At 36.7% G+C, this 26,761-nt stretch carries 22 protein-coding genes; 13 read left to right on the plus strand and 9 right to left on the minus strand.

Going from position 1 to position 26,761, the window contains the following annotated elements; all coding sequences use genetic code 11:
- Positions 1-37 precede the first annotated feature (37 nt).
- The 6 genes from NK356_RS15650 to glgB form a co-directional block, all read right to left on the minus strand.
- The gene (locus tag NK356_RS15650; RefSeq protein WP_034695471.1) at positions 38-2,854 is read right to left on the minus strand and encodes a 2-oxoglutarate dehydrogenase E1 component; all 2,817 of its coding nucleotides are present in this window, start codon (positions 2,852-2,854) and stop codon (positions 38-40) included.
- 125 nt (positions 2,855-2,979) lie between these two features.
- Complete coding sequence (locus tag NK356_RS15655) at positions 2,980-4,020, minus strand: polyketide cyclase (RefSeq protein WP_253317410.1); 1,041 nt, start codon at positions 4,018-4,020, stop codon at positions 2,980-2,982.
- A gap of 255 nt (positions 4,021-4,275) precedes the next feature.
- Positions 4,276-5,544, minus strand: coding sequence for a glucose-1-phosphate adenylyltransferase (locus NK356_RS15660; protein ID WP_253317411.1), 1,269 nt, complete (start codon positions 5,542-5,544; stop codon positions 4,276-4,278).
- Positions 5,545-5,560: 16 nt separating this feature from the next.
- Positions 5,561-6,064 (minus strand): hypothetical protein, encoded by a 504-nt coding sequence (locus tag NK356_RS15665; protein ID WP_156106439.1) that lies wholly within the window; start codon positions 6,062-6,064, stop codon positions 5,561-5,563.
- A 34-nt stretch (positions 6,065-6,098) separates the two neighbouring features.
- Positions 6,099-7,505, minus strand: a complete 1,407-nt coding sequence (locus tag NK356_RS15670; RefSeq protein ID WP_253317412.1) for a glycogen synthase — start codon at positions 7,503-7,505, stop codon at positions 6,099-6,101.
- Between the two features lie 3 nt (positions 7,506-7,508).
- Positions 7,509-9,455, minus strand: a complete 1,947-nt coding sequence (gene glgB, locus NK356_RS15675) for a 1,4-alpha-glucan branching protein GlgB (protein ID WP_253317413.1) — start codon at positions 9,453-9,455, stop codon at positions 7,509-7,511.
- A 199-nt stretch (positions 9,456-9,654) separates the two neighbouring features.
- On the opposite strand from glgB, the gene NK356_RS15680 reads away from it, so the two are divergent.
- From NK356_RS15680 to NK356_RS15735, 12 genes are all read left to right on the plus strand, one after another.
- Positions 9,655-10,776: an alpha/beta hydrolase gene (locus NK356_RS15680; protein WP_253317414.1), complete on the plus strand. Its 1,122-nt coding sequence runs from the start codon at positions 9,655-9,657 to the stop codon at positions 10,774-10,776.
- 87 nt (positions 10,777-10,863) lie between these two features.
- On the plus strand, positions 10,864-12,279 hold the full coding sequence (locus NK356_RS15685) for a leucyl aminopeptidase family protein (RefSeq protein WP_253317415.1): 1,416 nt from the start codon (positions 10,864-10,866) through the stop codon (positions 12,277-12,279).
- Between the two features lie 141 nt (positions 12,280-12,420).
- The gene (locus NK356_RS15690) at positions 12,421-13,635 is read left to right on the plus strand and encodes an acetyl-CoA carboxylase biotin carboxylase subunit family protein (RefSeq protein ID WP_253317416.1); all 1,215 of its coding nucleotides are present in this window, start codon (positions 12,421-12,423) and stop codon (positions 13,633-13,635) included.
- Positions 13,636-13,747: 112 nt separating this feature from the next.
- A complete protein-coding gene (locus tag NK356_RS15695) occupies positions 13,748-14,461 on the plus strand; it encodes an alpha/beta hydrolase-fold protein (protein ID WP_253317417.1) in 714 nt (237 codons plus the stop codon).
- A 53-nt stretch (positions 14,462-14,514) separates the two neighbouring features.
- Positions 14,515-15,468, plus strand: coding sequence for a RimK family alpha-L-glutamate ligase (locus NK356_RS15700; RefSeq protein WP_034695492.1), 954 nt, complete (start codon positions 14,515-14,517; stop codon positions 15,466-15,468).
- 32 nt (positions 15,469-15,500) lie between these two features.
- On the plus strand, positions 15,501-16,622 hold the full coding sequence (locus NK356_RS15705; protein WP_034695493.1) for a carboxylate-amine ligase: 1,122 nt from the start codon (positions 15,501-15,503) through the stop codon (positions 16,620-16,622).
- 32 nt (positions 16,623-16,654) lie between these two features.
- Entirely contained in the window at positions 16,655-17,488 is an 834-nt protein-coding gene (locus NK356_RS15710) for a type 1 glutamine amidotransferase (protein ID WP_034695494.1), read from the plus strand.
- Between the two features lie 180 nt (positions 17,489-17,668).
- Positions 17,669-18,847, plus strand: coding sequence for a hypothetical protein (locus NK356_RS15715; protein ID WP_253317418.1), 1,179 nt, complete (start codon positions 17,669-17,671; stop codon positions 18,845-18,847).
- A 23-nt stretch (positions 18,848-18,870) separates the two neighbouring features.
- On the plus strand, positions 18,871-19,329 hold the full coding sequence (locus tag NK356_RS15720) for a hypothetical protein (protein WP_253317419.1): 459 nt from the start codon (positions 18,871-18,873) through the stop codon (positions 19,327-19,329).
- A gap of 271 nt (positions 19,330-19,600) precedes the next feature.
- Positions 19,601-20,695 (plus strand): hypothetical protein, encoded by a 1,095-nt coding sequence (locus tag NK356_RS15725; protein WP_253317420.1) that lies wholly within the window; start codon positions 19,601-19,603, stop codon positions 20,693-20,695.
- Between the two features lie 28 nt (positions 20,696-20,723).
- Positions 20,724-20,933, plus strand: coding sequence for a hypothetical protein (locus NK356_RS15730; RefSeq protein WP_253317421.1), 210 nt, complete (start codon positions 20,724-20,726; stop codon positions 20,931-20,933).
- A gap of 102 nt (positions 20,934-21,035) precedes the next feature.
- A complete protein-coding gene (locus tag NK356_RS15735) occupies positions 21,036-21,299 on the plus strand; it encodes a hypothetical protein (protein ID WP_253317422.1) in 264 nt (87 codons plus the stop codon).
- A gap of 61 nt (positions 21,300-21,360) precedes the next feature.
- Here NK356_RS15735 and NK356_RS15740 read toward each other — a convergent pair whose 3' ends face one another.
- The 3 genes from NK356_RS15740 to cphA form a co-directional block, all read right to left on the minus strand.
- A complete protein-coding gene (locus NK356_RS15740) occupies positions 21,361-21,774 on the minus strand; it encodes an N-acetylmuramoyl-L-alanine amidase (RefSeq protein ID WP_253317423.1) in 414 nt (137 codons plus the stop codon).
- 242 nt (positions 21,775-22,016) lie between these two features.
- Positions 22,017-22,166, minus strand: a complete 150-nt coding sequence (locus tag NK356_RS15745; RefSeq protein WP_156106441.1) for a hypothetical protein — start codon at positions 22,164-22,166, stop codon at positions 22,017-22,019.
- 398 nt (positions 22,167-22,564) lie between these two features.
- Positions 22,565-25,195: a cyanophycin synthetase gene (gene cphA / locus NK356_RS15750; RefSeq protein WP_253317424.1), complete on the minus strand. Its 2,631-nt coding sequence runs from the start codon at positions 25,193-25,195 to the stop codon at positions 22,565-22,567.
- Between the two features lie 197 nt (positions 25,196-25,392).
- Between cphA and NK356_RS15755 the strand changes: the two genes are divergently transcribed.
- A complete protein-coding gene (locus NK356_RS15755; RefSeq protein WP_253317425.1) occupies positions 25,393-26,283 on the plus strand; it encodes a cyanophycinase in 891 nt (296 codons plus the stop codon).
- Positions 26,284-26,761: the final 478 nt, after the last annotated feature.

Raw genomic sequence — 26,761 nt, forward strand, 5'->3', positions numbered from 1 at the left:
CGAGTATTTTTTATTTTTTAATTGATTATTATTTAAATTAAGCTGTAACTGGTCTTTTTGCAGGAGCATCATCTCTGTCGAAAACTCTGTTGATCACTGCATTTTGGTTTTTCTCAAACATCTTGTGGCTACCTGGAGCCGGAGCACCGCTTGGTACCGGAGCAACTACCTGGATTCCTGTATCTCTGAAGTTTCTCAGGATATAAGACCAAGCTCCCATGTTTTCAGGTTCTTCCTGAGCCCACACTAGTTGTTTTCTATTTTCATACTTATTGAAGATCGCTTCGATAGCATCTGCCTGAAGCGGATATAACTGCTCGAATCTTACTAAAGCAATGTTTTCACAGTTCAGTTCTTCTTTCTTCGCTAATAATTCGAAGTACAGTTTACCTGAACAAAGAACTACTTTTTCTACTTTTTTAGGATCTGCTGTAGGATCGTCTAAGATTGGCTGGAATGAACCTGTTGCAAAATCTTCAAGTGGAGAAACTACTTTAGGGTGTCTCAATAAAGATTTAGGGCTCATTACAATTAATGGTTTTCTGAACGCCCATTTCAACTGTCTTCTCAATAAGTGGAAGTAGTTGGCAGGTGAAGTAATATTGGCTACTACCATATTTTCGTTAGCACAAAGAGTAAGGAATCTCTCCAATCTTGCTGAAGAGTGCTCTGCTCCCTGACCTTCTGAACCGTGAGGCAATAACATTACCAATCCGTCCTGAATTTTCCATTTTTCTTCTGCAGCAGCTAAATACTGGTCAACAATAATCTGAGCACCGTTCACGAAATCTCCGAACTGAGCTTCCCAGATTGTTAATGTATTTGGAGAAGCCATTGCGTATCCATAGTCGAAACCTAGAACACCATATTCTGAAAGGTGAGAGTTGAATACATCAAATCTGTTTTCAGAAACATGTCTTAATGGGATATATTCTTCTTCTGTATCTTCAGTTTTTACCACAGCATGTCTGTGAGAGAATGTTCCTCTTTCCACATCTTCTCCGGAAATTCTTACATTGTGCCCTTCTACAAGTAGGGTTGCATATGCTAACCACTCTCCTAGTGCCCAGTCTAATGAGTTTCCTTCAATCGCTTTGATACGGTTATCGAAAAGTCTTGTAATTTTATTGATGAACTTTTTGTCTGCAGGAAGTGTTGACATTTTAAGCGCCAATTCTTTCAGCTTCGCTAAGTCATATTTTGTATCTACCGGCAACTGAACTGCTCCTCTCTTACCAATTGGATAGTTTACCCAATCTTCAGCCATGAACACATCCATTACGTTTTTCTCAATCTCTTTAGAAGCGTCGAAATCTTTATCTAAAAGGGCTTTGAATTCCGTTTCCATTTTAGCAATTACGTCGTTTGAAGTAATGCTGTCTTTAAGCAATTTATCTTTATAAATTTCTCTTGGATTCGGGTGTTTTGAAATAGATTTATACAAGTTAGGCTGAGTGAATCTTGGCTCATCACCTTCGTTGTGACCATATTTTCTATATCCTAAAAGATCGATATAAACGTCTTTTCCGAATTTCGCTCTGAAGTCAGCCGCAAAGTGGATAGCATGAACAACCGCTTCAGCATCGTCAGCATTTACGTGCATTACAGGAGATTCTGTAACTTTTGCAATGTCTGTACAATATGTTGAAGATCTTGCATCCATATAGTTCGTTGTAAATGAAACCTGGTTATTAACAACGATATGAACTGTACCTCCTGTTCTGTATCCTTCCAAAGTCATCATCTGAGCAACTTCATAAGCGATACCCTGCCCAGCAATAGCTCCATCACCGTGGATGATAATTGGCAATACTTTAGAATAATCTTTGTATTTGTCGTCTACTTTTGCACGGCAGATACCTTCTACCAAAGCAGCTACTGTTTCAAGGTGAGACGGGTTTGGCGTAAGGTTGATACAAACTTCTTCTCCTGAAGCAGTTTTGATCTTTTTAGAAGAACCTAAGTGATATTTAACGTCACCAGAGAATACATCTTCTTCAAATTCTTTTCCTTCAAATTCTGAGAAGATCTGCTTGTAAGATTTTCCGAAAATATTCGTAAGAACATTCAGTCTACCTCTGTGAGCCATCCCTAGTACTACTTCATCTACTCCTAGTTGAGAAGATCTTGAGATCAGCTGGTCTAAAGCAGGGATTAATGTTTCCCCTCCTTCTAATGAGAATCTTTTTTGTCCTACAAATTTTGTATGAAGGTAGTTTTCAAAAGCAACCGCCTGGTTTAATTTTAATAAGATTTCTGTTTTTTCATTTGCAGAAAGACTTGGATGGTTTTCGTTTACCTGAAGCCATCTTTTGATGAAATCTTTTTCTTCAACATTGTTGATGTGCATGTATTCTACTCCGATAGAATCACAGTAAATGCTTTCAAGGTGCTTGATAAGGTCTGCTAAAGTAGCAGGCTCTTTCATTCCTGTTTCAACAGCACAGTTGAATTTTGTATTTAAATCTTCTTTAGAAAGGCCGAAATTTTCGATGTCTAAAGTAGGTGTATAGTGTCTTCTTTCTCTAACAGGGTTAGTCTTTGTAAAAAGGTGTCCTCTTGTTCTGTAAGCCTCGATAAGGTTTACTACTTTAAATTCTTTCTTGATATGCTCAGGAACTTCTCCGTTTGATACTGCCTGAGAAATCTGTTGTTGAACTGCCGGGGCAGCGCTGGCCGAAGCCTGAATAAACTGGATGTTATCGTCATCTCCGTAGTTCTCCAAAGCAAAATCGAAGCCTTGAAAGAAAGCTTTCCATGATGGTTCTAGAGAGTCCGGGAATTTTAAGTACTGTTGGTATAAATCCTCAATTAACTGAGAATGAGCTGCGTTTAGGAATGAAAATCTGTCCATTATTACAGTTTATCTATTTATTAAAATTTATTTGTAGAATTAATCTTCAAATTTAATAAAAAAAACCGAGTTAGAACAGTCTGAAACCGTTAAAAAAACTTAAGAAAAAATAAAATAAAAAAAAATTACTTATACACTGATAATGAGAGCTTAACGTTTACCTCCTGACCTTCCATCGGACGTTCAATAAAGGTCTGACGGATATCTCCGAAGCGCATCTCGTCTTTTTTGGCTTTCTGAATGAGCTGCTGGATTGCCCGAATTCGTCCCTCATAGTTCCCTTTGTAGTACATTACGTAATTTTGAGACGGATTTACGGACCTAAAATTGAAATTATTATCAGATACTCCGATTTTCTTAGAAAGCGGAATTCCGAGGAAATAAGAAACCTCCTTGTCTTTGTAATTATCTGCATCAGTAATCAAGACCGGATATCCGAATTCATCATCTCTTTTTCCAAGATCCATCGTCACAAAATTATACACTTTGTTATAATTCATCACGATATTTTTGTAAAGAGCGTCTTTCTTATTCGAAGTACTTACATTGATTCCCAACAACAGTTTGTCTTCTTCATTTTCTACCATCAGACTGTCATATTTGATGGCTGCCATCTGGTTATCTTTTTCTACTTTATTTCCTAAAGAGTTTTTAAGATTCACCATACTTTTGTTGATATTTTCTGCAAAACGATCTTCAGTCCAGAAGTTCTCTACTCTTCTCCAGACCGCTAATTTTGGGGTATGAACATACCAGATAATCTTTGTTTTTTCAGCTGAAACGGGCTTGAATTTAACATCAACTAATGTAGGATTTTCGTTTTCGTCCTCAAAAAGCTGATATTTCAGTGTCTTATTGATATTTTCATACCTGATAAACATTTCTCCATCGGTATCATTTTTAGGATCTACATAACTGATGGCACTTCCCTGTCCTTCATAAGGCGTATAATAATCAATATCTATAGATTGTGAACTGGTGAAAAAATTGTTCCATCTTGTAAAATTCTGAAGGTTATTAAACTGGGAAAAAACCTTATCCACGGGATAATCGATCTCTTTTTCAATCGTAAAGTTTTTACTTTCATCTACAAAATAATACATGGAAGCAGCATAAGCTCCTCCCAAAAGAATAATGATTACCGCTAAGATTTTAAAAATACGCATCGCACAAAAATAATACAAATAAAAAGAGTGAACAATATGCTGATCACTCTAGTTGTATGTTTAACAATAATTAACCTGGTGAAAGGCAGGAAGCGGGGTGAGGGAAGCTGGAGGATACTGTTAGCCAGAAATCACTCGTGAACTTCTGATTGAAAATTATTGAAATAATTGTATAAACCGGAATTTTATATAAAAATTTTTGTCTCTACTCCGGCTTTCATAACTTCAATCTTCCAGCATCCATCTTCCTTTCTCTTACCCGATATGTGTTCCCGGAGCAATCACAGCTCCTTTCTTCACTACGACAATCCCATCCTGTACGGAATAAGTCCCATAATCACCATCGGGAATATGTTTTCCACCGATGATTTTTACATTATCACCAATGTAACAGTTTTTATCAAGGATTGCTTTTTCTATATAGCAGTATTTTCCGATTCCCATATTAGGACGGCCACCTCTGTCGTTCAAAACAATTTCCGTTGTGTTTTGATAGAAATCAGCTCCCATGACGTAGGAATTTACAATGGTACTTCCTTTATCAATTCTTGTTCTGTTTCCGATCACGGAATTTTCAATTTTATCTGCCATGATGATACATCCATCTCCAAAAACAGCCTTACTTACATATGAACCGTTGATTTTTGATGGCGGAAGCATTCTTGCTCTGGTATAGATAGGAGAAGAAGAGAAAAGGTTAAACTGTGGCAGATCCAGACAAAGGTCCAGATTGGCTTCGTAGAAAGACTCTATGGTTCCGATATCCGTCCAATAGCCTTCATACTGATAGCTTAATGTCTTATATTTTCCGATAGAGCTTGGAATGATATCTTTTCCGAAATCATCGCCAGCACCTTCCTCAAACATCTTTTTAAGGATATTCTTGGTGAAAATATAGATTCCCATGGAAGCCAGAAACTCTTTTCCGGAGTGTTTATTTTCTTCTGAAACTTCAGATTTCAGTCCGGACAGCATATCATAATCAGGCTTTTCATAAAATGAAGTGATATTTCCTTCATCATCGGATTTTAAAATTCCAAACCCTGTAGCATCTTTTGCATTCACCGGAATGGTAGCAATGGTAAGATCACCTCCGTTTTCAATATGAAAATCGAGCATTTCCCTGAAATCCATCTGATACAACTGATCTCCTGAAAGAATCAGGATATAATCATAGTCATATTTTTCAAGATGTTTCATAGACTGGCGTACGGCATCTGCAGTTCCCTGATACCAGCTGTCGTTTTCTACATTCTGTTCAGCTGCCAGAATATCAACGAAGCCTTTACTGAAGATATCAAAGTGATAAGAGTTTTTAATATGCGAATTGAGGGAAGCAGAATTAAACTGCGTTAAAACCAGAATTTTATTCAGTCCTGAATTCAAACAGTTTGAAATAGGAATATCCACCAGTCTGTATTTTCCTGCAATAGGAACAGCCGGTTTTGATCTGGTATACGTTAACGGGAATAATCTTGTTCCTCTGCCTCCTCCTAAAACAATGGAGATTACATTTCGATTCATAAATATCTTGCGTTTTTTATTGTATTAAGTTTACTGTTCGGTTCTTAGTGTTTACTGCTACTTTAAAGCATTCTTTATTTTCATATTGTAGTTCATTATTAAAAACAACCACCTGAAAATCTTCTTTATCATTTAATTCTAAAACCTCTTTATCCAGATTATAGATTTCAATATTATATTTTTTAAGCTCATTTCTGAAAAACTGATTGGTAATAAGAACGTCCATCACATCTGCTCTCTTCATTACAAAACTTTCAACATCCTTACGATACGCTTCTCTCCATCCTTTTCCATATTGTCTTTCTATTGCGGCATATGTTCTTTTATTAATAGCATCTACTTTCTTCATCTCATTGGGTTCTATCAGACAGCCGCCAACAGAGGAATGTTTGATTTTCCACTTTTCAGAAATCCCATCCATTGCTTCATATCTTTCTATAGCAGGAAGGCCATATACATAGATCCAATAATAACCTCCGTGATAACTTCCCCTGTCTTCTTTACAAGAAAACAGTATCATTATTAAAGAAAGAAATCCGAAAATTTTCATTGTATCAGCTATTATATAAAGCTATGTATTTTTCTGCAGATTTCTCCCATGCAAAGTCAAAATTCATGTTGGCATGAATAAGATCATCCATGACTCCTTTTTGATTATAAATCGCCATTGCCCTGTTCATCGCATGTACAACATCATCTACCCCGGGATAAGTAAAATTAAGTCCTGCTCCACCTGTTGAAATATCTTCTACGGTATCTCTGAGTCCTCCAGTATATCTTACCACCGGAACGGTTCCATATCTCATGGAATACATCTGATTCAGTCCGCAAGGCTCTACTCTTGAAGGCATCAGAAGGAAATCTGCTGAAGCATAAATCTTATGGGAAAGATGTTCTTTATATCCAAGATCGAGAGCAAAATTGGTGTAGGTATAATCGTATTCTTTCAGTTTATTTTCAATGTAGGTATTTCCTGACCCGAGAATCATAATATTTAAAGCACCATAGCTCTGTTTAATACTTCGCCACACAACATCGGGCAGCAGATCTGCACCTTTTTCCGTGGCAAATCTTCCGATAAAGGCAAACAAAGGAAGTTCAGGTTTCAATCCATATTCTTTGCAAAGCTTTTCTTTGTTTTTCTTTTTCTGAGCTATTGCATTTTTGCTGTTAAAATTAAAATCCAGCATCGGATCAGTTTCAGGATTCCAGACTTCCGTATCAATTCCGTTGATGATTCCGTAAGCTTTTCCGAATTCCTGACGAACGAGACTTTCCAGCCCACGAAAGCTGATAAAAAGTTCTTCAAGATAACCTTCGGAAACAGTGGTAAAAGCATCGGCACATTTAATCATACTTGCCAGAGGATTCATGAATCCGTTCCAATCCATCAGTCCCCATTTGTAATTATCAAAAGCAGGCATATAATTGGCCATGCCCCAGCTCATCATTCCCTGATATTCTCCGTTATGAATAGTTCCTATTGTCTTTACTCCTTTTAGGAATCCGAATTCCGGACAGTTTTGTACCATAAAAGGAACCAATCCGGTATGGTAATCATGGCAATGAAGTACATCCGGACGAATTTCCATAGCGCATAGCCAATGCAGCACTCCATGCTGAAAAGCCAGAAACTGGAAGCTTTCGTCCTGATACCCGTAAGGATTGTCCCTGTCTAGCAACCCGGGAATTCTTACCATATACAGTTCAAATCCCAACACATTGCTCTTTTCCTTCAATACCTGAACCTGAAGCATATTCGTTCCCTGATGAATAAAACCATCAAAAACAATTTCAAATTCGTGATCATGGATAAAGGGTTTATTGTACCATGGCATTACTACCTTAGCCTCTATTCCTTTTATTTTATTCTGATACTTTGGTAACGCCCCCACCACATCTGCAAGACCTCCTACTTTTGCTACAGGATAACATTCTGTACTTAAATGATAAACAACCATTCTTTATCTCTTGTGTTTAATTCTATGTAATTTATACTTTTTATCTTTCTTCTGTCGTAAAATAATTCCAGCCAATGGAGGCAACTTAATTGTCATTGTTTTCGGATATCCTCTCCATTCTTCATACTTCTCTTCCAGGATTTCGGGTTCTACTCCGCTTCCGCTGTATTTTTCATCATCAGAGTTTAAAACAACTTCCCAGTGTGTTCCTGCAGGAATCCCGATTTTATAATCCAATACTTTTGGTGCCAGATTTAAAGCCACCATCAGGACATCATCTTTTCTTTTTCCTTTTCGGAGGTATACATACACCGAGTTTTCCAGATCATCAGCCTCTACCCATTCAAAGCCGTGTTTATCAAATTGATTTTCATAAAAGGCAGTTTCTGACTTGTACAGATGGTTCAGTTCCTTCACTATATCCTGCATTCCTTTGTGAACAGGATATTTCAGCAAATGCCAGTCGAGACTTCGGGTAAAATTCCATTCACTGGTCTGCCCGAATTCATCGCCCATAAAAAGCAGTTTCGCTCCGGGATGGGTATACATATATACATATAAGGTACGGAGATTGGCAAATTTCTGCCATTCATCTCCTTTCATTTTATAAATAAGGCTTGCTTTTCCGTGTACCACTTCGTCGTGCGACAAAGGCATCATATAATTTTCATTATACATGTACATAGAAGCAAAGGTCAGTTTATGATGATGAAATTTACGGTTAACAAAATCTTCTTTGAAGTAATCCAGTGTATCATGCATCCAGCCCATCATCCATTTCATTCCAAATCCTACACCTCCGTCATGAACAGGTTTTGTAAGCATAGGAAAATCTGAACTTTCTTCCGCTATGGTCATGATATTATTCCCAAATTCTTTATAAACAGCCGTATTGAACTCCTGAAGAAAAGCTTTAGCTTCCAGATTGACATTATCACCATAGATATTCGGTTCCCATTCGCCTTCATTTCTTGAATAATCAAGATGAAGCATTGAGGTTACGGCATCCACACGCAAACCATCCGCATGATAACGATCCAGCCAGAACATGGCATTTGAGATCAGAAAAGATTTAACTTCATTTCTTCCATAATTGAAAATATGTGATTTCCAATCGGGATGAAAGCCTTTTCTCGGGTCTTCGTGTTCATACAGATAGGATCCATCAAAGCGGTGAAGCCCGTTAGCATCTCCCGGAAAATGGGACGGAACCCAGTCCAGAATAACGCCTATTTCATTGTTATGAAGTTCATCAATAAGAAACATCAGATCCTGTGGCGAGCCAAAGCGTGAAGTTGCGGCATAAAAACCGGTAATCTGATATCCCCAGCTGGGTTCGTAAGGATATTCCATCACGGGCATCAATTCTACATGGGTAAACCCCATTTCTTTGATATAAGGAACCAGTTTTTTGGCAATATCTCTGTAGTTTAAAAAACGTTGGGGCTGATCTTCTTCTCTTACCCATGAACCCAAATGCAGTTCATAGACAGAGATCGGAGCTTCCAGCCTGTTTTTTTCCCAGCGGTTATCCATCCACTTCTGATCATTCCATTCATACCATGTGGTAGAAACCAGAGAAGCTGCCTGAATATTCTGTTCCCAGCTTACCGCATAAGGATCACTTTTTTCCAGAATTTCACCTCCTTGCGTTTCTACAGCATATTTGTATAATGTTCCCCAGGTTAATCCTTCAATAAATCCTTCCCAAATTCCGGATTCGTCCCATCTTGGAAACAGAATATGATCTTTGTGATTCCAGTTATTAAAATTTCCAATCACGGAAACCTTCTTTGCATTGGGCGCCCAAACTGAAAAATAGACACCTTTTACACCATCTTTTTCCGCAGAATGCGCTCCAAATTTGCCATACAGCTTATAATGCCTACCTTCTTTGAAAAGATACACATCATGATCGGTGAAAAGTGTGTAGGTCTTAACAGAATTCATCAAGATCAGTTTGTATTTATATTTTCCCTGAAACTACGAAAAATACTGACAACAGCGATGAATTATTCATCAAATAATTGTCAACATCACTCCGTGTTTTGTCTATCTATCAAATATATCATTTTTTACCTCACATTTTTATGATTTCAAAACAATCTTTTTTTATAAATTTAACATCAACATTTTATTAAACACAACGATGAGGTTTGAACTTTATACAGCAGAAAAAGACGACAGACCGGTATTTATTACCGGAAATTTCAATACATGGAATCCTAAAGATTATAATTTCCAGCTTAAACAGACTGATACATCCAATTATTTCATAGAAATCGAAGATCAGGTACTTCCTGATGAAATTGAATATAAATTCACAAAAGGCGGCTGGGAGAATGTAGAACTGGATCAGTATGGAAACATAACGCCCAACAGGAAAGTGAAAAAATCTGCTGGTAAAATTTCAGATTCTGTAGAAAAATGGAGACTGAACTGGGGACCGTTCAAAGAAGAATATTATCCTATAGCAGAAGTTATTTCCGAAAATTTTTACATTCCACAGCTGGATCGTTACCGCAAAGTCTGGGCTCTTCTTCCCTACGATTATCACACAACCGATAAACGATATCCCGTTTTATACCTTCAGGATGCACAGAATTTATTCAATGAAGGAAGCGGCTTCGGAAATTGGGAAATAGACAAAAAGCTGTCTATTCTTGCAGAGTACGGACGTGGTGATCTTATCATCATAGCAATAGAACATGGCAGTGAGGAAAGAATCAAAGAATATATTTTTGATAATGACCATGTAGCCAACGGTTCTGAAGGAAAAAAATACATCCGCTTTATTGCAGATACTTTAAAACCTTTTGTGGACGAAAATTACAGAACGAAAAAGGACCGCGACAATACAGGAATCGGGGGCAGTTCACTGGGAGCGCTCATCAGTATATACAGTGGATTTCTTTATCCTGAAGTATATTCCAAGTTATTGATCTTCTCTCCTTCTCTTTGGGTAGAACCGAATAACAATTTCCCGATGATGAATTTCAGAGTTCCTTTTAAAACCAAAATTTATCTTTATGGCGGAGGTCAGGAAGGATCAAAAATGGTCAAAAGAATTCATATTTTTGAAGAATATCTGAAACGATGGGAAGAGAAAAAACTTTTTGATTTTGAATTTAAAACCAATATCAATCCTGAAGGCACTCACAATGAGTTTTACTGGTCTCAGGAGTTTCCAAGGGCTATTGAATGGCTCTTCTATGATAATACGGAAAATCCTGTAGAAGTAAAACCACAACAACAAAGCATAAAGAACTAAATATAAAATTGCTGTAAAAAATTTCAGTCAGACAGAACCCAATGAAGACAGCAATCTTTATGAATTTAGAAAATATAACATCTATTTATGAAACTAATCAATAAAAAAAACAAAAATTACACTCAGGTTTTTCACCTGTTTACCGAGGAAGAATGGACAAAAACCAGTAAAAATTTCAATAAAAATATTTCCACTTTTTTTACAGGAAAGAAACATGAAGTTTTTGTCAATGCTCATGAAGAAGGAATTACTTATTTCATTGGATTAGGGAAATCTACTTTACAAAATTTCGAAATTCAGCAGGTAGCAGCCAAGTTTTCACAGACACAGAAAGAAAAACTGCAGGCAGTTCCTACGTTGGCCCTTGCCGATTTCATGAACGAAAAACAGTTCGAAGAATTTGTAAAAGGACTTTTGATTGGAACTTACAACTATCCTTTTGATAAAAAACATGCGTTCTGGAATACAAAATTTGAGTTGCATTTTGAAAATTTAAGCCAGAAAAAACTAGACCATATCAGCCAGAAAGCTGAAGCACTGGTTAATGGACAAACCGCCTGCCAGGACTGGCTTAACAAACCAGCCAATCTGAAAAAACCGGATATTTTAAGTGCATATCTTAAAAATCTGGCTAAAAAATATGATTTAAAATACACTGCTTTCAACAGAAAGAAATGTGAAGAACTTGGATTAGGCGCTTATCTCTCTGTGAACCAAGGAAGTGCTTACGATGCTGCTTTCACTATTTTAGAATATAAAACTACAGCAAAAAACGCCAAAACTTTCGGACTGGTAGGAAAATGTATATTATTTGACACAGGAGGAATATCAATAAAAAGCTCTGCCAATCTGCATTATATGAAATCTGATATGGGAGGTGCTACTGCGGTTTTGGGAACGTTAATCTATGCCGCTGAAATGCAGCTTCCGGTAAATATTGTCGCTGTGCTACCCATCACAGATAATGCCGTTTCAGAAAAGGCTCTCCTTCCAAGTGACGTAATCACTGCCTACAACGGAAAAACTATTGAAGTACTTGACACAGATGCAGAAGGCAGACTGATTCTTGCAGATGGTTTATCCTATCTTTCCAAGAACTATAAAACAGATTTCCTGATTGATCTGGCGACGTTAACGGGAAGCTCGGTAAGAATGTTCGGTGACACTTGCGCTGCCATGTTCTCCAATAATGAGGAACTGAAAAATAACCTGATCAAAACCGGAGATCAGACCAATCAGAGAGTATGGAATCTTCCTTTATGGGATGTCTGGAAAGACGATATTCAGTCTGATGTAGCCGATATGAAAAACATCTCTCTCAAACCTGTAGGAGACTGTATTATTGCTGCTAAATTCCTGGAGCAATTCATTGAAAATCACCCTAAATGGGCTCATCTGGACATTGCCGGAGTAGCCTTTGGAAGTGTAGGATATGCTAAAGAAAAAGCAGCTACAGGTTTTGGTGTTCAGCTCCTCGTGAATTTAATTGAAAATTATCACTAAAAATTAGTTTTTTACAAAAAAACTCTGTATAATTGATTAGTGGATTTTCAAAAACTCACGATATTGCATTTTTTACTATTAATAAAATAATAAATAAATGCTTTTATTTTTGAAAATCCACTAAATCTTAAAAAACATTATATGGAGAAGAAAACCATTGTGTGTATTTCGTGCTATTACAAAGGCTACGATTTTATGGACGAAATGAAGAAGCTCGGCAATAAAATCATCCTGGTAACCTCCGAAAACCTCAAAGAAAAAAACTGGCCCTGGCATGCTATTGATGAGGCATTTTACATGCTGGAACTAAAGCCGTCTGTATGGAATCTGGAACATTTAATTCAGGGATTTTCCCACCTGATGAAAACCAGAAAAGTAGATGCTGTAGTGGCTTTGGATGATTATGACGTAGAAAAAGCTGCATTAATCAGGGAGACATTCCGTATTCCAGGGATGGGACAGACTACCCACCGCTATTTCAGAGATAAACTGGCGATGCGCCAAAAAGCAAAAGATTCCGGGATCAGTGTTCCTGAATTCACCGCTGTATTCAATGATCATGAAGTAGATGAATTTACAGACCGTATTCCTGCACCATGGGTACTGAAACCCAGATCCGAAGCATCCGCATCCGGAATCAAGAAAATAAGCTCCAAAGAACAGCTTCTTGAAGCACTGGAAACTCTGGGAGAGGAACGCCATCTTTTCTTACTGGAAAGCTTTAAACCTGGAGACGTTTACCATGTAGACAGCCTTACTTTTAATAAAAAAATTGTTTTTACTTCTGCTTCAAAATACCTAGCTCCTCCTATGCAGGTATCTCATGAAGGCGGAGTATTCCGCTCCAAAACTTTAGGAAGATATTCTGAAGATTTTAAAGCACTTGAAGAAATAAATGCTAAAGTACTGTCCAATTTCGGACTGATCAACGGAGCAACCCATACAGAATTTATCCGTGGAAAAGAAGACGGAAAATGGTATTTCCTGGAAACTTCATCAAGGGTTGGCGGTGCTCATATTCCGGACCTGGTTGAAGCATCGAGTGGCATTAATATTTGGAGAGAATGGGCAAAAATTGAAGATGCTCTTCTGAGAGGTCATGATTACAGTGTTTCTCCTCCTACAGGCTATTATTCAGGCTTAATTGTGGCACTCATTAAAGATAAAGAACCGAATTACAGCAGTTTTGAATGCGAAGAAGTTGTCAAATTTCTTCCCATAGACTATCATGTCGGAATTGTATATAAATCCGGAGATGCCTCCGTTGTACAGGACAGACTGGATTCTGCTGCTGAAATGATTCATGCAGATATGCTGAACATCCTGCCTCCGAAAAGCAATAAATTGAGTTCTTAATAATGAAGCTTGACATTGATATTCAAAATGTTATTGAATTCATAATATACAATCTGCTCCAGGATTCCCTACTAAAATGTAATTTAGAAAAGATAAAACCAAATAAGGAAAAATGCCTCACATAGAACATACAGAGTATTATTCAAATATATTGGGAACAAGCCTCAAAGTAGAAGTGACCGGACATTACGGCCATCCTGTCATCATGTTTCCAACTTCCCAGGGACAGTATACCCAGAATCATGATTTTCATCTCAACGGAAGTATCAACTGGTTTATAGAACAGGGAAAAGTAAAGCTTTACAATGTACAGACCATCGACAGCTGGAGTTTTTATGATGACAACATATCTCCTCAGCAAAGAATAAGAAACTACGAAAGATATGTACAGTTTCTGATCAAAGAATTTGTTCCTTATATTCAAAAGCTTCACAAGACCCATCGTGTGGCTGTAGCAGGCGCTAGTTTCGGAGGATATCATGCTGCTAATTTTGCTTTCAGATTTCCGGATGTGGTTTCTCACCTGTTCTGTCTTTCAGGAGCATTCAGCATAAGGAATTTTATGGATGGTTATTCTGATGAGCTGGTATACTTCAACTGCCCGAGGGAATTTGTAAGAAATGATGAAGCCTGGAAATACAAACATATGCATATTGTGCTCGGCACTTCTGATCAGGATATCTGCAAAGATAAAAATGTTGAAATGGCTGAAATCCTCAGGATAAAAGGCATTGACTTCTGGTATGATGAAAGAAAATGGATTGGCCACGACTGGCCGTTATGGAGAATGGTTTTCCCTACTTTCATAGGAGCTTTTTTCTCTTAAAATAATAAAAAGACAAATAGAAAAAATATACACCCACCTTAAAAACAAAAATTATGACAAAAAAAGTAGGAATTCTTTTCGGTATGGAAGACACTTTTCCCTGGGCATTTATAGAAAAAGTAAATGAACTGGGAGGTGGAGATATCATTGCTGAACCCGTTACTATTGATAAATTAGAACAGGGAGCAGATTATGGTTATGCAGTGATTATCGACAGAATTTCGCAGGACGTTCCCTTTTACAGAGCTTATTTAAAAAATGCCGCACTTAACGGCACTTATGTTATCAACAATCCATTCTGGTGGAGTGCTGATGAGAAATTTTTCAACAATGCACTGATGTCAAAACTGGGAATTCCACTTCCTAAAACAGTTCTGCTTCCATCGCACGAAAGACCGGACAATACTTCAGAAACTTCATTCAGAAACCTGAAATTCCCTCATGACTGGGAATATATCTTCAATTATGTAGGGTTTCCGGCATACATGAAACCTCACGACGGTGGCGGCTGGAAAAACGTATACAGAGTAGAAAATCCGGATGATCTCTGGAACAAATTGGGAGAAACGGAACAGCTGGTGATGATGGTACAGGAGGAAATTATCTTTGATGATTATTACAGAGTGTACTGTCTGGGCCAAAAATATGTCCACATTATGCCTTATGAGCCAAGAAATGCACCTCATTTAAGATATGCCACCACCCATCAGACACAAGGTGCAGAGCTTGAAAAATTATTGAAAACCATTCATGATTATACCATTAAAATGAATAAAGCGTTAGGATATGATTTCAATACGGTAGAATTTGCGGTAAGAGATGGTATTCCTTATGCTATCGACTTCTGTAATCCCGCTCCTGATGCAGATCGCAATTCTGTAGGAGAAGAAAACTTTGCTTGGATTATAGAACACGCTGCCAAACTGGCTATTGAAAAAGCTAAAGAATATGTTCCGGGGAAACCGAATATTGCCTGGGGAACATTCGTGAAGGATTCCATTAAATAACATTGAAAAAGAATTAAAAAACACAAAAATACATGCATCATCAGTTTACTATTGGAATTGAAGAAGAATATCAGATCATCGATGTTGAAAGCAGAGATCTGGTTTCTCACGTTTCAAAAATCATTGAAGGCGGCAAAGCAGTTTTAAGTGAAAATTTAAAGCACGAAATGCACGAATCCATGATTGAAATGGAAACGGGAATCTGTCAGAATATACAGGAAGCCAGAGCAGAATTAACGAATTTAAGGCGTCACCTTATCAATATCGCCCATGAGCAGGGACTTCGTGTTTCCGGAGGTGGTACTCACCCTTTTTCGCATTGGTCAGACAACAATATCACTCAGGGAGAAAGATACATTAAAATCGTAGATGATATGGGAGATGTGGCCCGTGAAAATCTTATTTTCGGACTGCATGTTCATATTGGAATTCCCAATCGTGAAGAAGGTGTAAGAATTCAGAATGTGATGAGGTATTTCCTTCCTCACGTGTATGCCCTTTCTACCAATTCGCCTTTCTGGATTGGAAGGTATACAGGTTTTAAATCCTACAGACAGGAAATCTTCGTAAAATTCCCAAGAACCGGTATTCCGAGTTATTTCAACTCTCTGGCAGAGTTCGACAGCTATGTAGATCTTCTGGTAAAAACAGGAACTATCGACAATGCCAAGAAAATCTGGTGGGATCTACGAGTACATCCGTTCTACCCTACAATTGAATTCAGAATCTGTGATATGCCGTTGAGAATTGATGAAACGGTATGTCTTGCAGCGATTATGCAGAGTTTAGTGGCTAAAATTTATAAACTTCATCAGCAAAATCTGAGTTTCAGAAGCTACAGAAGATTATTATTGAACGAAAATAAATGGCGCGCCTCCAAAAGCGGTATCGAAGCCCATCTCATCGATTTTGGAAAAGAAGAATCTGTTCCTTATCCTCATTTGTTGAAAGAACTTCTAGAGTTTATTGATGATGTGGTAGATGATTTGGGGTGCCGTCATGAAGTGGAATACGCATGGAAAATTCTTGAAAACGGAACGGGTGCAGACCGACAGCTTCAGATCTTTAAGGAAACAGGCGATCTGACGAAAGTAGTTGATTATATGATCTCTGAAACCGAATATGGCATCACCCATGGTGAACCTGCTTCATAATATTTTGGTAACTTTGCAAAAAATATGATGTAATGAAAGATATTCGAATTGCTCTGCTGGACATGAACAACAATCATGTGAACCAGGGTTTTAGAAACATTAAAGAAATTTCTGAAACATTTCAGCAGAACTCTGAAGAAAATGTGGTGATCAAGACATTTGACGTGAGGTTTAAAGATGAAATGCCGGAGATCGGAGATTTTGATATCTTCATCTCTTCCGGTGGTCCGGGAAACCCACATCGTGAAGGTTTTGCATGGGAAGACCGATTTGCAAATTTTTTAGACTCTGTTTTTGAACATAATCAACACCATGAAGAAAAAAAATACCTTTTCCTGATCTGTCATTCATTCCAGCTGGCAAGTATTCACTGGAATCTGGGAAATATCTGCAAAAGAAAGTCTTACTCTTTCGGAGTAATGCCTGTTCATAAAACAGAGGAAGGTAAAGAAGAATTCTTGTTCAAAAATCTTCAGGATCCTTTTTATGCGGTAGATTCGAGAGCCTACCAGTTTATTGAACCGGATCATGCTCGTTTCGAAGAACTGGGAATGACTGTTATGGCGATTGAAAAATTCCGTCCTCATATCAATCTTGAAAGAGCGGTAATGGCCGTTCGCTTTTCGGAGGAAATATTCGGAACACAGTTTCACCCGGAAGCCAATCCTGAATCGCTGATCGAAAACCTAAAGGATGAAAAGAACAAAGAAGCCATGATTGAAAGCTTCGGAATGGAAAAATATCTTGAAACGATCGATAGAATAGACGATGAAGATAAAATCATTCTGACCAGACATCAGATTCTTCCGAGGTTCCTTCAATTTGCAAAAAAAAACATTTTGAAAGAGGCAGAGACTTTGGTTTAGAAGGTTGGAGGCTGGAAGAAGGATGCCGGAAGTTATTATGAGTTGGGACTACTAGATATCCTTTTATTCATGAACTGATCTTGTAAATATTTTCATGTTTATAAGAACTTCCCTCTTCCAGCTACCTATAACAATCGGGCAGAAACGTCCGATTTTTTAACATCACAAAAGAAAAAAAATATGATCCCAAAATACAGAAAACAGTACAATCAGGAGTTTTCGGATGAAAAATACAGTCAACTCAAAAGTATATTGGCAGAAAAAGGAGGAACAAAACCTACGTTCAGAGTTTCGGAAAGTCCTATTTTTTTGACCAAAGAATTTGAGGCTAAACTTATAGATGCCAGCGAAAGTATTATCAGCCAGATAAAGGCAATGCCGGCAGAGCTTCTTCAAAAAGCGATTCCTGAAAACTGTAGAGTTCCCAATGATACCCATCAGCCTCACTTTTTCACCATAGATTTTGGAGTCTGCAAAAGTGAAAACGGAGCAATAGAACCTCAGCTGATAGAGCTGCAGGCTTTTCCTTCTTTGTATGCTTTCCAGAAAGTATATGAGGAAACGTATTGTGAAGTCTACCCTTTTCTTTCAGAGATCAGAAATCCTATGCCCCATGAAACTTTTAAAAACTATTTAAAAGAACTGATTGTAGGAGATGAAAATCCTGAAAATGTCATCTTACTCGAAATTTTTCCCGAAAGACAGAAAACAGCTATTGATTTTGCTCTGACAGAAAAATTAATTGGCATTAAAACCGTATGTCTGACGAAAGTAAAGAAAGAAGGACGAAAGCTCTATTATGAAAATAATGGGAAGCTAACCGAAATCAAAAGGATCTACAACCGTGTGATATTTGACGAACTGGATAATATTCCTGATCTTACTACAGAATTTGATTTCCGTGAAGAAGTGGATGTCAAATGGATCACTCACCCGAATTGGTTCTTTAAAATCTCAAAATTCCTTTTGCCTTTACTGAAGCATGAGTTTGTTCCAAAGAGTTATTTCCTGCATGAATTTCCGGAAACTGAAAATCTGGATGACTTTGTATTGAAACCTTTATTTTCATTTGCGGGAAGTGGCGTTAATTTAAATCCTACAAAGGAAATCACAGAGGCTATTCAGGATAAAGAAAACTATATTTTGCAGAGAAAAGTGTACTATGAACCTATTTTTGAAGATATCAACGGAGATTTTTCAAAAGCAGAGATCCGTTTGTTGTATATTTGGCGGGAAAATGACGAACGTCCTATCCTACTGGAAAATCTTGGAAGAATGACAAAAGCCGCCATGGTAAATGTAGATTTCAATAAAAAAGATGCCATCTGGATCGGTAGTTCGAATGCTTTTTTCGGATAAAAAACTGATAAAACTAATACTCCATGGAAGAAAAGCCAACCGCTTTTGCAGAATTTGAAAACCACACTTTAACACGAAGAAGAAACTTATTACCCACCTGGATTAAAGTTTTCTTATGGATCTTTTTAATCGCAGGTGCACTAGCCACTATTTTTTTGATGGCAGGCTCACTGATGACTCATGTCTCTTTATCTTTATATGGGATGGATGCCAACCATCCTTATTCAATGACCGGACTTTTAATCTGTGTCTTGTTTTTATTTAAAGGGATTGTGGCCTACGGACTTTGGTTTGAACAAGATTGGGCTCCACAGGCAGCAATCATTGATGCAATAATAGGAATTGCTATTTGTCTTGTGATGATGGCCATTATTCCGTTTGTGTACCCAACAATTAGCTTTACACTCCGATTAGAACTTATTCCTTTGTATTTTTATCTTAAAAAAATGCAGAGTATAAAGACAACCTGGGAAAACTTATAGAAACAAACCTCCGATATTTTGGAGGTTTTATTTTTTATTCCTGAAGGCCTCTCCAATCATAAAAAATCCCCCTACAAAGGAGGATAAAAAATTGACATGTATGCTGTGTTTTCACAAACATTGTAAATATACGGATATAGTGTAGGCATACACTACGGGAAACCGTAATGAGCGTCAATTTTTATTCTGTAGTTTCACAAATATTTAATAATACGACTATATATGTCGTATATATAATATACTTTCACTTAAACTAATAGTTAAAATTTATATGATGATAGACCTACCCATTGATTATAATAGTATCTTAGATACAATTGTTGAAAATGTACAAACAATACCATTTAGAAAAAGATATTGGCTTATACGAACTAACTCAGGAACATTTTATGATACTTTTAAAGAAAATAATTTTGTTGGCCTCGATCATTCACAAATAAGTTTGAGAGATCTTTCGAGGTTACGTGCTCGTTTTCACGATGACTTTTTATTTTTATCTGCAATTAAAGAAAGCGTTGCTGATTTTTATACTCCTGATCTAGAAACAGGAGAAAGAACTAAAAATGATAGATCAATTTCACTAATTGCAAATCAGATTTTCAAATTTTATACACAAGTTAAAAAAGGTGATCTTGTAATAATACCATCTTATAGTAGTTCAAAGGTAGCTTTTGGTATTGTTAAAGAAACTTATATAGCAGAGTTTAGTGAAGAGGAACTTGATAGAATTGATGTTGCAGAACAATTTCTAAACAAACGTGTAGAATGGATTGAGGATTTTGACAGGGTTTCATTAGATCCAAATATCTATAAAATGTTTACTGCCCATCAGGCAATAACGGAAGTAGGAAAATATGCAGATGTTATTGAACGAACTCTACAAGATTTTTTTGTTTTAGAGAATGAAGCACACTTAATAATTAATGTACAAAAAGAAGATGGAATAAATGCACGTAGTTTGTTTGGTTTGGGTTATAATTTTTTAGAGATATTAGAGGACGTTATTTATGCTTTAGATATTAAAAATGTATCATCAAATGATTTCGAAGTAGAAGTTAACATTAATAGCCCTGGAAAAATTGATTTAAAATCTAGAATTAAGAAAGGTACTGTTTTGGCATTTCTTACATTAGCAGTTTTCGGGGGCGGATATGAAAGTAAAGGCTATACTTTAAAATCTGATGGTCTACCTGGGCTAATTAAAGCAATTACAGAAGCCATAAATGAATATAAAGATCGAGAACAAGACAGAGCGATGCAGAAAGCGATTTTTGATCAATATAAAGACAAACTTAATGTTAAAGAAGTTGATGATATGTTAAAAATAATGAAACAAGTCGATGACAATCAAGACAAACCAAAATAATTTGTAAATTTGTAAAATAAATAATTCAATGTCAACAGTATTTAATTTAATCTCAGTCGCAAGTGCATTCATTTTTGGTGTAGGGCTTTTGTATTGGATAATGGATGCTACTATAGGCAAATTGAAATTTTTACATTCCGAAAAGGAATGGAATGGAATGCAATATAAAGATCTAGTCTTTATATTATTTTCTGCAGTACTTTTACTTAGTATTTTTGATTTTTATAAACCTTATTAAATTATACCACCCCACTACAAAGTGGGTTTTTTCATATCCATATTTTACCAAAATGGACCAGCCGATTTTCTTCGTATCTTTGTAGTATACAAAATAGAAATAATGAATAATCTTTTTAAAAATAGATCTAATGATATGAATGCTGTAAATGAATGGCTTCAATTAAAAATGAACTCTCAATTCAACGAAGAAATAGACCTTACAAATTCTTATACTATTGATGTTGATGGATCAGGACTCGTATTACCAACACACAAGGGATCTTCTTTAAATGACGGACAAAAATCTTATTTAGAAACTTTTTGTAGAGCGGTAAATGAATTGACTTTAGAGCAAGTAAAAGAGCAAATTAATTCTTTTCAATAACAAATATCCCCACCTAACAGTGGGGAATTTTTATTTAAAAACGATCTTGCAGTACTTCATCTTATGATAAACCAGAATACTCTGTCTTAGCATCAAAACTAGGACAAGCTTTATAGACATTGGGAAAATCTCTATGTCCTTGAATTTTAGCTTTAGGAAATGTTGATTTTAATTCTCTTAACAGCTTTACAATAGATTTTTTTTGCTCTTCCGTTCTTGTATCTTCTGGATTTCCGCTTTTATCAATACCGCCAATATATGATATATTGATAATTTGAGAATTCCATCCTGCAACTCCATTGGATACCTGATCGATGGGCAAAGTGTTCACTGTTTTTCCATCAGCTTTTATCATATAATGATACCCTGGATTTTTCCATTTCAGGTTTTCCCTCCAATACCTTTTAATGCTCTCTATTTTAACATCTGGTTGTGTTGCTGTACAATGTATAACGATGTAATTGATTGTTCTCATGGATTTAATTTTATTTATTGTTGAGCAAAATTAAACCTGTAACTCCCAAAATAGTGAAGGAAAAACACCCTATTTTAAATTGACAGGCAGAACTATATATATTCCTGCCTGAAAACCTGGAAAACCTGATAAAAACTATTTAGAAAAGAGTATATCTCCGGAAGAAGTTTATAAACTCTGGGCGAAAATGTTTAAACTTGAAATATAAGAACAAAAAATCCCTCTTAGCGAGGGATCGTTTTTTATAAATCAGGACATGCCATTTCATTATCATGCGGAATGCATACCTTATCATTCCATGGCACCGGGCAATCATGCCAGCCCGGAGGACATCCTCCTTTTCCGTTGATACTTCTTAATTTCTCCTTAGAGATTTTCTTTAAATTTTTCATGGTTTTGATTTTAGTTTAGAAGTCAAATATAAAAACTATTCTCCAATTAGAGATTTAACATAAAAAATTAATTGTTACGGGTTTCCGTAAACAAAGAAGGTTTAAAAATAATGATTGAATACACCCAATAAAAAATCCTCCCAAAAAAAGGAGGACATTAAAAAAACTTGACTTGTACTTTTAGTTTATACAAACGCTGTAAATATACGGAGAGGTTGTTGGTATACTCTACGGGAAACCGTAAGGATTAACTTTTAATTGTTTGTACAACAGTCATCACAGATATATCATCTGTTTTTAATCAAACAAACTTCAATCTGCTACAACACAATAGATATAAAAATTGCAATACGTTTTTTGTTCCGTATTGCAATTTTAATAAGTTTTATAAAGAGGTATTACACGTTTTTATCGTCTTCCAGCAATTCCTTGGCCTGATATTCCTGAACCAGATCAATGGCATTGGAAATAACATCACTTAAAGCAGTAATAAACGTTCCTTCTTCTGCCATTCCTATTGCATGTTTCAAGGCTTCAATCTCTTTAGGAATGATCTCATAACTAACGTCTCTGCCTGCAGAATTAATCCCGTCAATAATCAATCCGTTGATTTCCTCTTCCGTTCTTCCGCGAAGATGTTTCTCATTTCGGATGATAATATAATCGAACATTCTTCCGGCAATTTTTCCGCATTCTCTGATATCATTATCTCTTCGGTCTCCGACACCGGAAATAATACCGATTTTCTTCGTAGACTCTACGTTTTTCAGATAATCTTCAATGGCTTCGTATCCAGAAGGATTATGGGCAAAGTCAATCAGCACCTTAAAGTTTTTGAATTTAAAAACATTCAGTCTTCCAGGAGTAAGCTGAGCACTCGGAATAAACGTTCTCAAAGAGTTAGAAATATCCTCAATCCCGAATCCATAAAGATAACTTGCCAAACTGGCTGCCAATACGTTTTCAATCATAAACCTGGCCTTTCCTTCCATCGTAATCGGAAAGTCTTTGGCTTTTCCTATTCTGATTTTCCAGTCTCCTTTTTTGATGGTTACAAAACCTTCTTCGTACACGCAGGTAATTTTTCCTTCTTTGGCAAATTTTACAATATGAGGGTTGTTTTCATCCATACTGAAAATAGCCACATTAGAATCGAGATCACTCACAATCTTCATGGAATATTCGTTGTCGGCATTCAAAACACTCCAGCCACTCTTTTTCACGCTATCCAGTACAACACGCTTTACTTTGGTAAGATCTTTCAAACTGTGAATATCATTCATCCCCAGATGATCTTCTTCAATATTGGTCAAAACTCCGATATCGCATTGAGAAAAACCAAGACCGGAACGTAAAATTCCGCCTCTGGCTGTTTCCAGAACGGCAAACTCTACCGTAGGATCTTTTAAGATAAATTCTGCAGAAAGCGGCCCTGTAGTATCTCCTTTTGACAGCATGGTATTTTGAATGTAAATTCCATCCGAAGTGGTAAACCCTACCCGGTACCCATTGCTTTTTACTATATGGGAAATAAGTCTGGTCGTTGTTGTTTTTCCATTGGTTCCTGTTACCGCAATAATTGGAATAGTAAAAGGTTTCCCCTGAGGATAAAGCATATCAACCACTGGCGCAGCAACGTTTCTTGGCAGTCCTTCACTTGGTGCAAGATGCATTCTGAAACCAGGTGCTGCATTCACTTCAATAATAGCTCCGCCACTTTCTTTTAAAGGCTGGGTAAGGTTTTCTGCCATCACATCAATTCCGCAGACATCCAAACCGATAATTTTGGAAATCCTTTCAGCCATCGTGATATTTTCCGGATGCACCATATCTGTTACATCAATGGAAGTTCCTCCGGTTGAAAGATTAGCCGTTGATTTCAGATAAACCACTTCTCCTCTTTGAGGAATAGTCTCCAGCGTGTACTGAAGCTTATCAAGCAGTTCTAAAGTGTCTTTATCAACTTCAATTTCAGTAAGGACATTTTCATGGCCATAGCCTCTTCTTGGATCTTTATTTTCTTTTTCAATCAGCTGCTGAAGATTCAGTTCTCCATCACCCACCACATGGGCAGGAACTCTTCTGGCTGCAGCTACCATTTTATTATTGATCACCAGTATACGGAAGTCGTAGCCAGTAATATATTTCTCAACAATTACTTTTCTTGAATATTTCTGAGCATGTTCAAGACCTATCTTAGCAGCATCCCAATCATTGACATTAATGGATGATCCTTTTCCATGGTTTCCATCCAAAGGTTTTAAAACAATCGGATACCCAATTTTTCTGATGACTGCGGTTAAATCTTCTTCATCTACTACCAAGTCTCCAATAGGTACGGGAATAGCTGCATCATGAAGCATTCTTTTGGTCAATTCTTTATTACAGGCAATATCTACCGCAATAGAACTTGTTTTTCCGGTAATGGTGGCTTGAAATCTTTGCTGATTCACTCCATAACCAAGCTGTACCAATGAGTTCGTTCCCAATCTGATCCACGGGATTCTTCTGGAAGCAGCTTCTTCCACAATACTTCCGGTAGAAGGACCCAAACGGACACGCTCCCTGATTTCTTTTAATCGGTGAATACATGCATTCAAATCATAGTCTTTGCTTTCAATCAATGCTTCTGCAATCTTTACAGACTCTTCTGCAGCATAAATTCCGGCATTTTCTTCAATATAATTAAATACCACATTATATACTCCCGGAGTTTTTGTTTCACGGGTTCTTCCAAACCCTACATCCATTCCTGCCAGGGTCTGTATTTCCAAAGCAATATGCTCAATGACATGTCCCATCCATGTTCCCGTTTCCACTCTATGGAAAAAGCCTCCTTCCACTCCTTCCGAGCATCGGTGCGTAATCAATGATGGGATTAATTTTTCAATCCTTTCCCGGAATCCTTCGATTTTATTGGTAGGATAATTCTCCATTTCTTCTAAGTCCAACCTCATCTGTATCAGCTTCTTTCTTCTGATGCTCCAGATGTTAGGACCTCTTAGTGCCTGAATCTTTTCGATTTTCATAGTCTATTGGCATTTTAACAGTTAACAATAACTCCTTTCAAAACCAAAGATAATGTAAAACCCTAAACGAAACTATACCACATTTAAAGATTCGTTAAAAAAAATTAATTTTAATTAACATTCCTAAAACATTAAAAATCAACTAAAGATGGCACGAATTTCGCCAAAGAATGTTAATTATTTTTTAATTTTGTACCATGACGAAACCTGTTGGAAAATTAATAGTTATTGGAGGCGCTGTAAACAAAGGAAGTTTTGCTGAAACCGATTATGATCAGAATATCGAAAAGAATCTTAATTTTTTTGAACGTGGGATCTTAAGAAAGATCATTAACGAATCAAAACTGAAAGAAAATTCTGTGATTGAAATCGTTACCACTGCATCTCAAATTCCCCAGATCGTAGGTTCTGAATATAAAAAAGCATTTGAATTTCTTGGGGCTAAAAATGTAAATGTTCTTGACATCCATAATCGTGAGGAAGCCAATTCTGACGCCATGGTAGCCAGAGCAAATGCTGCTGATGTCATGATGTTCACCGGAGGAGATCAGCTGAGACTGACTTCTATTCTTGGAGGCACAAGATTTCATGATACCGTTTTATTAAAATATCAGGAGCAGGATTTTATTTATTCCGGAACTTCTGCGGGAGCTGCTGCAGCTTCTGAAAATATGATCTACCAGGGAAGCAGTTCTGAAGCTCTATTAAAAGGAGAAATTAAAACCACTCAGGGATTAGGTCTGATTGATAATGTTATTATTGATACGCATTTTGTACAGCGAGGAAGAATCGGACGTCTTTTCCAGGCAGTAGTCAACAATCCAAGAACTCTGGGAATCGGTCTGGGTGAAGATACAGGTCTTTTCATTCATAACGATGTCATGACTGCTGTGGGCTCAGGTCTTGTGATCTTAGTTGACGGAAGATTTATCAAAGATACCAACCTTACCAATATCAACCTTGGAGAACCTATTTCTATTGATAATTTAACGGTACACGTCATGTCGATGAATGATCATTATGACCTTATAACAAAGACATTAACAATTGAAAACTCTCAGTTTAATCCGATACCACAGGATAAGTAGCTGACTATAATCAAAAAATATTAAAAGCGGATAAACTTTTTGCAATGATTATTTTTTGACCATACAATTCATAATATTGTAAACACTTAAGTTTTGTTTAGTTAAGCTTCATGTATAATAAGTACACTTAAGTATTCTGAAAATCTTTGATTTTCATCTTATGTGAACTTCTATCCGGAAACATTTTAAACTTACTGAAGTGGGCTAAAGTGTTTTAACATGAAACAACTTCATTATTAGTATAAAATGGAACTTCGGTTTCATTTTTTTTTAAAGTTTAAGGTTGAATGTTTAATTAGAATTTATAAATTAACTTCGTAAAAGAATATCATTTATCAATCATCATCTATAATTTTATGAAAATAATTATCCATGGCGGTTTTTTCTCTGAAAGCGGTGTAATGTCGATGAATGATCATTATGACCTTATAACAAAGACATTAACAATTGAAAACTCTCAGTTTAATCCGATACCACA

The organism is Chryseobacterium sp. S0630, assembly GCF_024158915.1.
In the GTDB taxonomy this organism is placed as follows: domain Bacteria; phylum Bacteroidota; class Bacteroidia; order Flavobacteriales; family Weeksellaceae; genus Chryseobacterium.

What these genes read in the sequence shown, in the direction of transcription:
- NK356_RS15650 (WP_034695471.1), bottom strand. Translation starts at nt 2,854, where the DNA reads ATGGACAGATTTTCATTCCTAAACGCAGCTCATTCTCAGTTAATTGAG.
- NK356_RS15655 (WP_253317410.1), bottom strand. Translation starts at nt 4,020, where the DNA reads ATGCGTATTTTTAAAATCTTAGCGGTAATCATTATTCTTTTGGGAGGA.
- NK356_RS15660 (WP_253317411.1), bottom strand. Translation starts at nt 5,544, where the DNA reads ATGAATCGAAATGTAATCTCCATTGTTTTAGGAGGAGGCAGAGGAACA.
- NK356_RS15665 (WP_156106439.1), bottom strand. Translation starts at nt 6,064, where the DNA reads ATGATACTGTTTTCTTGTAAAGAAGACAGGGGAAGTTATCACGGAGGT.
- NK356_RS15670 (WP_253317412.1), bottom strand. Translation starts at nt 7,505, where the DNA reads ATGGTTGTTTATCATTTAAGTACAGAATGTTATCCTGTAGCAAAAGTA.
- glgB (WP_253317413.1), bottom strand. Translation starts at nt 9,455, where the DNA reads ATGAATTCTGTTAAGACCTACACACTTTTCACCGATCATGATGTGTAT.
- NK356_RS15680 (WP_253317414.1), top strand. Translation starts at nt 9,655, where the DNA reads ATGAGGTTTGAACTTTATACAGCAGAAAAAGACGACAGACCGGTATTT.
- NK356_RS15685 (WP_253317415.1), top strand. Translation starts at nt 10,864, where the DNA reads ATGAAACTAATCAATAAAAAAAACAAAAATTACACTCAGGTTTTTCAC.
- NK356_RS15690 (WP_253317416.1), top strand. Translation starts at nt 12,421, where the DNA reads ATGGAGAAGAAAACCATTGTGTGTATTTCGTGCTATTACAAAGGCTAC.
- NK356_RS15695 (WP_253317417.1), top strand. Translation starts at nt 13,748, where the DNA reads ATGCCTCACATAGAACATACAGAGTATTATTCAAATATATTGGGAACA.
- NK356_RS15700 (WP_034695492.1), top strand. Translation starts at nt 14,515, where the DNA reads ATGACAAAAAAAGTAGGAATTCTTTTCGGTATGGAAGACACTTTTCCC.
- NK356_RS15705 (WP_034695493.1), top strand. Translation starts at nt 15,501, where the DNA reads ATGCATCATCAGTTTACTATTGGAATTGAAGAAGAATATCAGATCATC.
- NK356_RS15710 (WP_034695494.1), top strand. Translation starts at nt 16,655, where the DNA reads ATGAAAGATATTCGAATTGCTCTGCTGGACATGAACAACAATCATGTG.
- NK356_RS15715 (WP_253317418.1), top strand. Translation starts at nt 17,669, where the DNA reads ATGATCCCAAAATACAGAAAACAGTACAATCAGGAGTTTTCGGATGAA.
- NK356_RS15720 (WP_253317419.1), top strand. Translation starts at nt 18,871, where the DNA reads ATGGAAGAAAAGCCAACCGCTTTTGCAGAATTTGAAAACCACACTTTA.
- NK356_RS15725 (WP_253317420.1), top strand. Translation starts at nt 19,601, where the DNA reads ATGATGATAGACCTACCCATTGATTATAATAGTATCTTAGATACAATT.
- NK356_RS15730 (WP_253317421.1), top strand. Translation starts at nt 20,724, where the DNA reads ATGTCAACAGTATTTAATTTAATCTCAGTCGCAAGTGCATTCATTTTT.
- NK356_RS15735 (WP_253317422.1), top strand. Translation starts at nt 21,036, where the DNA reads ATGAATAATCTTTTTAAAAATAGATCTAATGATATGAATGCTGTAAAT.
- NK356_RS15740 (WP_253317423.1), bottom strand. Translation starts at nt 21,774, where the DNA reads ATGAGAACAATCAATTACATCGTTATACATTGTACAGCAACACAACCA.
- NK356_RS15745 (WP_156106441.1), bottom strand. Translation starts at nt 22,166, where the DNA reads ATGAAAAATTTAAAGAAAATCTCTAAGGAGAAATTAAGAAGTATCAAC.
- cphA (WP_253317424.1), bottom strand. Translation starts at nt 25,195, where the DNA reads ATGAAAATCGAAAAGATTCAGGCACTAAGAGGTCCTAACATCTGGAGC.
- NK356_RS15755 (WP_253317425.1), top strand. Translation starts at nt 25,393, where the DNA reads ATGACGAAACCTGTTGGAAAATTAATAGTTATTGGAGGCGCTGTAAAC.